Source organism: Candidatus Aegiribacteria sp., assembly GCA_021108435.1.
Lineage (GTDB): Bacteria > Fermentibacterota > Fermentibacteria > Fermentibacterales > JCC-6 > Aegiribacteria.
The window spans coordinates 1-8,411 of record JAIOQY010000203.1 but is presented as its reverse complement, the minus strand read 5'-3'; the positions used below and the strand labels follow the sequence as shown (position 1 = coordinate 8,411).

The 8,411-nt window shown below is 46.2% G+C and carries 8 protein-coding genes, 1 tRNA gene and 1 pseudogene; 5 read left to right on the top strand and 5 right to left on the bottom strand.

Going from position 1 to position 8,411, the window contains the following annotated elements; translation table 11 throughout:
- Nucleotides 1-932: 932 nt before the first annotated feature.
- On the top strand, nucleotides 933-1,226 hold the full coding sequence (locus K8R76_12380; GenBank protein MCD4848973.1) for a helix-turn-helix domain-containing protein: 294 nt from the start codon (nucleotides 933-935) through the stop codon (nucleotides 1,224-1,226).
- On the opposite strand, the gene K8R76_12375 is transcribed toward K8R76_12380, so the two are convergent.
- The 4 genes and pseudogenes from K8R76_12375 to K8R76_12360 all read right to left on the bottom strand — a co-directional run bounded on the left by K8R76_12375 (nucleotide 1,214) and on the right by K8R76_12360 (nucleotide 4,492).
- A complete protein-coding gene (locus K8R76_12375) occupies nucleotides 1,214-1,366 on the bottom strand; it encodes a hypothetical protein (protein MCD4848972.1) in 153 nt (50 codons plus the stop codon). The genes K8R76_12380 and K8R76_12375 overlap by 13 nt on opposite strands.
- A gap of 307 nt (nucleotides 1,367-1,673) precedes the next feature.
- Nucleotides 1,674-3,143: pseudogene (locus K8R76_12370) on the bottom strand (putative DNA binding domain-containing protein).
- 262 nt (nucleotides 3,144-3,405) lie between these two features.
- Nucleotides 3,406-3,482, bottom strand: a tRNA-Arg gene (locus K8R76_12365).
- A gap of 50 nt (nucleotides 3,483-3,532) precedes the next feature.
- Complete coding sequence (locus K8R76_12360; GenBank protein ID MCD4848971.1) at nucleotides 3,533-4,492, bottom strand: hypothetical protein; 960 nt, start codon at nucleotides 4,490-4,492, stop codon at nucleotides 3,533-3,535.
- A gap of 14 nt (nucleotides 4,493-4,506) precedes the next feature.
- Between K8R76_12360 and K8R76_12355 the strand changes: the two genes are divergently transcribed.
- Complete coding sequence (locus K8R76_12355) at nucleotides 4,507-5,118, top strand: ATP-binding cassette domain-containing protein (protein ID MCD4848970.1); 612 nt, start codon at nucleotides 4,507-4,509, stop codon at nucleotides 5,116-5,118.
- Nucleotides 5,115-5,843: a hypothetical protein gene (locus tag K8R76_12350; GenBank protein ID MCD4848969.1), complete on the top strand. Its 729-nt coding sequence runs from the start codon at nucleotides 5,115-5,117 to the stop codon at nucleotides 5,841-5,843. The genes K8R76_12355 and K8R76_12350 overlap by 4 nt, the downstream gene beginning before the upstream one ends.
- Here the strand turns inward: K8R76_12350 and K8R76_12345 are convergent, their stop codons facing one another.
- On the bottom strand, nucleotides 5,844-6,398 hold the full coding sequence (locus tag K8R76_12345; protein ID MCD4848968.1) for a hypothetical protein: 555 nt from the start codon (nucleotides 6,396-6,398) through the stop codon (nucleotides 5,844-5,846).
- 88 nt (nucleotides 6,399-6,486) lie between these two features.
- Between K8R76_12345 and K8R76_12340 the strand changes: the two genes are divergently transcribed.
- Both K8R76_12340 and K8R76_12335 read left to right on the top strand, forming a co-directional pair.
- A complete protein-coding gene (locus K8R76_12340; GenBank protein MCD4848967.1) occupies nucleotides 6,487-7,185 on the top strand; it encodes a response regulator transcription factor in 699 nt (232 codons plus the stop codon).
- Entirely contained in the window at nucleotides 7,182-8,402 is a 1,221-nt protein-coding gene (locus tag K8R76_12335; GenBank protein ID MCD4848966.1) for a HAMP domain-containing histidine kinase, read from the top strand. Before K8R76_12340 ends, K8R76_12335 begins: the two co-directional genes overlap by 4 nt.
- Nucleotides 8,403-8,411: the final 9 nt, after the last annotated feature.

The window sequence follows — 8,411 nt, the reverse complement described above, 5'->3', positions numbered from 1 at the left end:
GTCAGGGTTTATTCAAGACTCATTCTTCACCTCCGTTAGAAGAACAATCTGATTTCCTTTACTGCTGGTCAAAGGTTGGAGTATGAACCTGACAATGGATAAGTACCTCCATCATTTGTATAGAGCCGGATTTCATTTTGTAAGTACCGCAAGTGACGTCCGGCCCCAGAGGCCATGTCGTTTTTATTGGTGGGTGGCACTGTTTGTCACTGTTGGTACACCGACCCAATGACCATACAAACCCAATTTACTCCTGTTATTCTCCTGAATACTTCATTCATATGTACTAAGAAACTGAAACCTTCCAAGAGGACCTATCGCAATCCAGTAATTTATGCTCAAGAGCTTCAAGACGAAATGGTCCGGGATAATCTCACTCGAAAGCAGTTTGCGAAAAGACATAGAGTCTCATCAGATCGGATAACTCAGTGGCTGTGCCTGCTGAAACTTCCCAAGAATAAGCTTTATGAGATAGAAGCGCTTGGTGACAACTGGGAAGGGCAGGTGGTTACAGAACGAGAGTTGCGGTCGAGCAGAAGATCTACTTACTAATCGTCCATCATCCATTTTATTGTTAACAATGACCTTGACAGCTATACGCCAATGGCGTATATAAGATTTATGAAATTCATTGAGACAGCAATATTCACAAAGTTAATTCAGAAGCTGCTTCCTGATGAAAGCTACAGAACCCTGCAAATGGCATTGATGTTACGACCTGATGCTGGTTCTGTGATTAAGGGTTCTGGTGGTTTAAGAAAAATCAGATGGAATTTGCCTGGCTCTGGAAAAAGAGGAGGATTGCGTTTGATTTATTACTGGGATCGTCCGGATGATATTTACATGATTTTCATATACAAAAAGACAGATCACAAAGATTTGACGACTGAGCAGATAAAAACACTGAAGCAGTTGATTGAGGAGAATATGTCATGAAGAACAAAGATTTTGATATGCTAGTTGCCAGTATTAAGGAAGCTGGTGATATCAAAGCGGATCGCAAAGCTCCAAGTCGAGTATTCACCATGAATCCCCCAGATATCAAGAAGATTCGGCAAACACTTCATGTTTCTCAAAGCGAATTTGCACTAATGATTGGTGTAAGTGTACGCACTCTACAAAACTGGGAGCAGGGTAGAAGAAAACCTGAAGGACCAGCTAAAGCACTCTTGAGAATAGCATCAAGGAATCCCAAAGCTGTGCTTGATGCGCTTCATACACAATAGGTGCTCCTGTTAATGGTGTAGAGCCGACTTGTATTCGTGTAATTGGTTGGTACACCAACCCAATGGCCATACGAACCCTCAGAGGCTCCGTTTTCAAGTTCTTCATCGGGATTTCCACCGAATTCAAATACAAAGTACAATGGAACCCTCCGAAACCTGATCACCCTTACCCTAGAACTTGCTGAGCTGATGAAGCGGTGGGAAGATTTTCCAGACCAAATTACAAAACGGTCTGGTTCTTCTAAAGCATCGGACTAGCCAAATTCGTGATTTCTGCTCTATTGAAGTTGATACGCCAAACGTGCGTCAAATAGAGCTGAATTACAACAAGCACTATATCCTGTGGTTATGCGCGGTCCGTTGCCTATATCTTGTGGTAGAAGTAACGTCAATCAAATAACAGTCAAATAACGAGCAAATTAACCTCACTTCACCGTTTTTGCGTTGCTAAGCCCAGAATGGAACGTAACTTGCATGCCGTCTTGACTCGCTTTCCGGGTTATAGGAGTGGATCAGGTCTGCCTCAATAGTATCTTTTATCACACGAGAGACTTGGGCAAGGTTCTTCTTCTCAATACCGAATCGTTTCCGCAACGTAGTGTTGGTCATCTGTTTTCGCTGCACATACTGGAGACAGGCATGAAGGTAGCATGCTCGGACACGGTCGGATTTGTCCATATTTGCGAAGGTCTTGTGAGCAAATAGAACTGCCCGGGTGTGGCCACCAACCACTTCGAACAGTGGTGCAGGCAACTGGGCAAACTCGGTCTCGAACACAACCTTATCCACACCACTACCTCGCTCTTCGCAAATACCTATTCGCCGCAAGAAAGAAGCAAGAGCTTCATTGCGTGATTGGGGTGGCGTATCCAAGAAGCGCATCGTATCAACTAGTGGTTGTCCAGGGTTCGTAATCTCCAATCTGCTGTCGAAGATTTCGACCATCGGCCCGGTGCCGGTTATAGTGAAATCCTGGTGAATGATGACATTGGCTACCAACTCACGAATAGCCAATTCAGGGTACATCGGAATGGTTTTCCGAAAAGCCTCGCCGATCACCTCGCTCTCGGGCAGCATGTCTTTGAGAAAACCAATTATGCCTTCGAATCCGACGGCATAACCCTTATGACCTTGATATTCGCGTTTCGTTCGAACCCGACCGTCGCCGTCGTACTCAATAACCCGTAGCGCTTTTCGCTCAAGATGTCGAAAATGCGACAGATCCGATGCGAAAAGGATTGCACCCAGGTTTAGAATATCCCATTGTCCACATTCACAGGTTTGAATCATGTGATCTTCCCCTAACCGAGCAAGAATTGCATCACGGTTTTCAGGAAGGGGTACATCCAGTAATCTGAAATAGGATGGATAGTCCAGCAATCGCAGGACATCTGTATCACTGACAGACTCTTCCGCGACCTGCTGTTCAAACGGAGTTATATCGAAAATGCGCCAGAGAACGCGTTCTTTCTCCTGAAAATCCTTCAGCTTCTTCTTATAGGAACCCACCCGGATGTATTCGATCCCCTTAAACTGCACCGGCTGATGATTCGCACGGGGAATCTCGATCATAGAGATTTGTTTGCTGTTAACCTCGAATTCGATGAAACGGAAATGAATCCGAGGGTTGAGTAAACACAGCAACCAGTTCTCTAACTCTTCGTTGCCCTTCTTGGCTTGGGATGGCTTGAATGTTGTACCTATCACATCATGTGTTGCATCGTACACTCCCCAGACAAGATAGGCATTTGCCTTACCGTATAGAGCAGCAGAATTAGCTAGTGCTGAGATGTATTCACCGATCTCCACAGTATTGGCATTGTCGCACTTGAACTCTACCCACTCTGTTTCCTATGGTAACTGGCAAAGTTCATGCAACAGACCTGCAAGAAAAACGGGGTTATCATTTTGTATCACTAATGCCCTCCATGATAGCCTTTTCGGTATAATTTGAAATAGGAACCTTGATTATTCACTTTCTGTAACTGGTTCCCTAAACAGTCTATATGCTCTTTTCTATATCTGTTCATTCACCTGAAACTGATGATACCGCTGTCAACAGTAACCAGTCAAGGTCTCTATCAGATGAGGAGCTTCGTTAATTGCGTGAAGCATAAGTTGAAGAAGTGTGGTACGTCCCCGGGCGTTTTTGTCGCTTTTATTGGTGGGTGGCACTGTTTGGTACGCCCGCCAGGACTTGAACCCGGAACCTTCTGGTCCGTAGCCAGACGCTCTATCCAATTGAGCTACGGGCGCACCGTTTATTTTGGTTGGGCCGCTATACTAACCAAACAAATACCCATTGGTCAAGATGATACATCGTAAATCAGGCTGTATTTCAGCAGCGCCTGCTCTCCGGGATAGAGATCCAGAATATCGGGAAATGCTTCCTCTTCCACGAATTCCGCTCCTCTCGGGAGAATATCGGGGTGTGAGAATTTTATCTCCATATACCTTTCTGAGTCATTGCGCAATTCAAGCAGGCAGCTATATCCGTCGGGTTTCTGTTCAATGGTTTCATGAAGTTCAACCCTGTGTTCAGCTTGAATCCACAGCGTGTCGCCTGTTCTGACAGGCCAGTCGGAAGTCTCTTCACCGGCAGGGATTATCTGCCCCGCGTCCGGTACATGACATGGAATCAGCTGATTCCACCCGGCATTTCTGGGCCATCCATAGACCAGAGTCAGAGGATGAGCGGTACCCTCCGCATGCCACCAGCCAAGTTCAAGCTCTCCATCAGGGATTATGAGTGTATCAGAAAGCCTGCAGACCGGTTCGTTCAGCATGTCCATCATCATTATGCTTTCTGAAAACCATTCCCTTCCCGTGGAATTGACAACTGAAACAGTTGCTGTAAATCTGCAGATTCCCTCCAGTATAGACCATCGATAGTTAGGCTTCCATACCATACCGTCCTGCAGATATTCCACCGAGGGAATAACGTCAGATATACCGGTTGTGATTGACACCGGAATCAGGCAGTCCTGAAGATTCTCCGTTATTATGGTATAGTCTTCAGTGCTGCATATAAATGCTATTTCTTTTATTCCTGTCATATCAGGACATTCAAGTGCGTCCCAGGGCTCAAACCGCTTTTTTAGAAACCCGCTTACTTCAGCCGGACTATTCGGATGAAGAACAAGTCCAACCGAATCCAGATAACGTTCTGCGTATCTTTCCCTTTCAGTGCATCCCGCAAGCAGTATAATAAGCAGCAGGGTGGTCGTAACGCTTTTCATGGCGTATCTATCCGTTTCAGTTTTCATTTTGAAGGGAACTTATGGCTCCATACATCTCTATTGGTGGTTACTCAGACCCACCGCGAATACCACATCTTTCTCTGGAAGTCAACCACAGTGAACTGGTAGCGCTCATCGGGGGGCCCGGCAGCGGTAAGAGCGATCTGATGAAGTGCCTTGCGGGTATCAGAAAACCAGTAAGAGATTCAATAAGAATCATGGGAGCAAAGCCTGGTACGATGAGATCGCGAGATAGATCAGTTTTTGTTTTTCAGAACTTCAATTACGCTCCGGATATCTTCATCCTCACACAACTGCAACAGAGGATTTCTCTCATTCGAGGAGTTCCCTCAAGAGATGTTAAGGATGATGTTCGTGACTGGTGCGAAAGAATGGAGCTTCAGGATGTCTGTTTAAAGTATCCGGACAAGCTGAATCTTTCACAGCTCCAGCTGTTCTCGCTTGCTCCTGTTTCTCTCACATCTCCATCGGTTGTAATACTCGATGAGCCTTTGAGGAATGTCTCCGCTTCGAGTGTCGATTCCGCGTTAGCATTGATATTGCCCGCTCTTGAGAACGCGGCTGTTCTGGCCCTTGTGCAGAAAATGTCTCCTCTTCTTGAAAAAGCGGATAGAATTGAGACTCTCCGATGAGCGGCAGGATGACGTTCTACTATAAAAGCAGCATTCTTCTTCTCCTCAGGACAAGATGGATTGGACCGTATCTTCTTCTTCCCCCCATGCTCGCCTTCATAGTTCATGCGGAAGCCTATCTTTCAGCACAGGGAGTTACCGGTATATTCAATCTGGAACAGCGAACTGTTCTTGCCATCTGGAACGCGTCTCTTCTGCTGACTCTTATTGCAGGTATAAAATCGTGTCTCTTCTTCTCCAGACTCTGGGGATCATTCTGGTTCAGGAATTCTCTTTCTCTTCCGGTAAGCAGATCCTCAGGTTTCTGGGGTTCATTTCTTGCAGTTCTTTCAATTGCCACTGTTATGTATCTGCTGACCACAGGAGCTGTGATAGCTGCGCTTCCGGAGATAAGTCGATTCCCGTGGATTCAGGTTCTGGCAGAACTGTATATACCGATTATCTGGGCAGTTTCCGCCGGAGCTCTGCTTGGTTTAATAACCTCCGGTACAGCAGGATCATTATTCTTCGTCGCTATGATGCTTCTTGGTTTTCTGACAGGGATGCCTTCCCTTTATCCTTCCTCCGGGTGGCTTCAGGCTGCTATTCCGCCTGTTGGAAGAATCATGACATTGAGCCTTGTTTTTCCAGGCGGAATCATACAGGCTGCCATTCTTCTGGCTCACTCCATAATCGTTCTAACGCTTGGAAGACTGCTTTACGGTTTTGGAATAAAGCGAAGGTAGTCAGCTCTCTATCCGATACATAAGTGATATCATTCTTTCCAGATCCGATCTTATCTCGGCATCAGATGACATTGGCGCTATTCCGTAAAAGAGCATGGAGTAGCCGTTACAGAAGATTGCGCAGGATTTTCCTTTCCCTACGATATCTCCTTCATCTGTAACAATGTTGAAGTTCATTACAGGGACAAGACCCAGAGAACCGCTCTCTCTGAATGGTGATGCCAGGCTTCCTTCTATCCATTCCGGTGCTCCCTGGAGGAGATGAGGCAGCAGGTCCGGAGAGATAATAGATCTGAACCTTTCTTCCAGCCACTCATCTTTTCGCGTATTGGGAACAAGGTTCTCCTGCCAGTAATACAGATGGTACTCCAGTCCGGAATTATTTGGCCCGCTTGCTATTACTCCCGCTTCGACTGTCAGGGTTCCTTCAACTGGCGGATTAAACTCCTCGGAGAGCCATCCAAAGGCTATTCCCGGATAATCAAGAACATATGCCGGTTCCGTTTCATTGGAACCCATAAGGGCAATCACGATAATAACTGTTGATGTAAGCATTTTCTCCAGTCTTTCTTCTGCTTTCGTATTGGCATGCGTATTCACTTCACTATAATATACATCGGTCACCGAACCGAGAGGAAATGATTTGACTGCTATTTATAAACTTCTCATTATCGAAGACGACGAATCTCTTGCTTCTCTTCTCAAAGAATACCTTGAGAGGCATGGTTTCATAGTCAACATCCTGCACCAGGGTTCCAACGCGGTAGAATCCGTTCTTGAAAACAAACCTGATCTTGTTGTTCTTGATCTTATGCTCCCCGACGCCAGTGGTCTCGATATATGCAGGGATTTAAGAGCCTCCTGGAGAGGCCCTGTTCTCATGCTGACAGCGATGAAGGATGACACTGATGTCGTAGTCGGTCTTGAAATGGGAGCCGATGACTACGTAGGAAAACCCGTAACACCGAGGGTGCTTCTTGCAAGGATCAGAGCTCTGCTCAGAAGGGGTTCCGCTGACGAGAAAGCGGAAATCATTCGAAAAGGGAATCTTCACATAGATGTTCCATCAAGGAAAGTTGTCTTCGAGAACAGGAATATCGATCTGACCACAACCGAATTCGACCTGCTTGTTCTTCTTGCGACCAGAGCTGGCAGAGTTCAGGAGAGGAGCATGCTTGTAGAAGAATTGAGGGGCATCGATTTTCACTCTTTCGACAGATCAGTTGATGTAATCATTTCCCGGCTCAGGAAGAAGCTTAAAAGCTCCTTCGAAGAAGACGATCTGATAAAGACAGTCCGCGGAGTTGGTTATGTCCTGGCTGTGCCGGATGAATCATTATGAGAAAGCTATTCTGGAAAGTCTACCTCCCTCTTGCCATCTGTGTTATCATGACTCTATTTCTCTCTGTTTTCGCTTTGACGAAAATCATTCCTGCTCAGCTCAATTCCTACAGGAACAGTGTTGAGGAGTTCAGGAATTTTGTTGTTTCTTCACAGTATCATGACCGTGAAGATATAATATTGATGGCTGAATCTCTCGATCTCGAAATAAGAGTAGTGGCTAATGCGGGACACCTTCAGCGGATTAATCCTCCAGATGGTTTTATGCCTTTACCCGGTCTCCCTCAGAACTATCCCTGGAGAATTGATCTCTCCGTTTCTCAGCGCGGTGGAGTATTTGGTTTCCTCCGTCAGGGTTTCTGGCTTTTTCTTCTGTTGCTGCTTCTTATGGAAGGTCTTGTTCTCTACTTTGCCCTCTGGCCTGTTAGAAAGCGTCTGGGCAGGCTCAGGTGGGCCGCTTCTGAATTCGGGTCAGGTAACCTCGGAGTAAGACTTCATGTAAAAGAAAAAGGAGATCTGATAGATGATGTTGGAGAAACTTTCAACAGTATGGCCGGTCAGATAAAAATTCTCCTTGAATCCCATCAGGAACTGCTTGGAATTGTGGCTCATGAGCTGCGCACTCCCATGGCCCGGATGCGGCTTGCTCTTGAACTGATCAGAGAAGATTCAAATGACGGCTCTCTTTCAATGATCGACAGGATGGATAAGGATCTAATCGCTCTTGATATGCTTGTCACTGAACTTCTTGCTTTTAACAAGCTGAAGAGGAAAGTTGAAATTCTGAAGGAAGAAGTTGATCTTGAGGAGATATGCAGCGAGCTTATTCAGGCTGAATCCTGGGCACGGGATGAAATAGAAATTCAGTTGAAAGGGAGTGGAAACTGCATCGGTGACCGATCACTGCTTGCACGAACACTTGGTAACCTGATCCGGAATGCCGTTAAGTACGCCGTCTCAAAAGTGATTGTCTCTATTTCTATCGACGATAATGGGCACTCAGCCCGCGTCTCTGTTGCGGATGACGGTCCGGGCTACAGTCCTGAAATCCTTGATCGGCTGGGAGAACCTTTTGTTAAAGATCATGCCAGCAGTGGAACCGGTCTTGGGCTCGCAATTGCAAAGAGGATTACTGATCTGCACGGCGGGACACTGTCGTTTGGCTCCAGTAGAATTCTTGGCGGAGCCGAAGCTTCCATAAGGATAAGGCGGGAATAATTCCCGCCC